At 63.2% G+C, this 538-nt stretch carries 1 pseudogene; it reads right to left on the bottom strand.

Annotated elements, in window-relative coordinates:
• Window positions 1–144 precede the first annotated feature (144 nt).
• Window positions 145–538, bottom strand: a pseudogene (locus U5A65_RS40740) (ISNCY family transposase); the annotation flags it as partial.

Genomic DNA, 538 nt, shown 5'->3' with positions numbered 1-538 from the left:
AATGTCATGGCCAGATAGAGATGTCTGGTCTCCGGCTCAATAGAAATGTCCGGTTTTAGAGAGGTTTGCTTCTGTCTTTCCCGGGGTTGATCTCCATTCCGTGTTGAAGGATAGCGTCTGGAGCAGCAGGGCAGTGGTGTGCGTTCAGCGAGCCCTCGCAGACCGCCGCCCAGGTTTTGAATCTGGCTTTGGGGTCTGCGCCAGTTTCTCGATCACCGCTTCCATGTCCGCCTGCGTGAACTCGCGCGTCTTCTTCGTGCCCGGCTCCCGTTCGGCCCTGCGCACCTCGATGCCGCGATTCGTGCGCGAGGGCGAGCCCGAGGCGCGCCGGTCGTCGCGCTGCGCCTGCAGCGCCCGCGCAACCTCCAGCGCGTGCGCGAGACGCTTGTGCTCGATCACCGCGCCCTGGTCCACCTCGGTGAGCCGGTCATACTCACGGTACGGCAGCACCTGTGCGTCTGCCCGCAGTTCGATGCGTCCGTCCGGATACTCCCAGACCTCAATGTAGCGATGCACGAGCTTCCGGTTCTCCGGCGTA

This window comes from Paraburkholderia sp. J10-1, assembly GCF_905220165.1.
Classification (GTDB): Bacteria; Pseudomonadota; Gammaproteobacteria; order Burkholderiales; family Burkholderiaceae; genus Paraburkholderia.
This window is presented reverse-complemented; position numbering and strand designations above follow the sequence as displayed.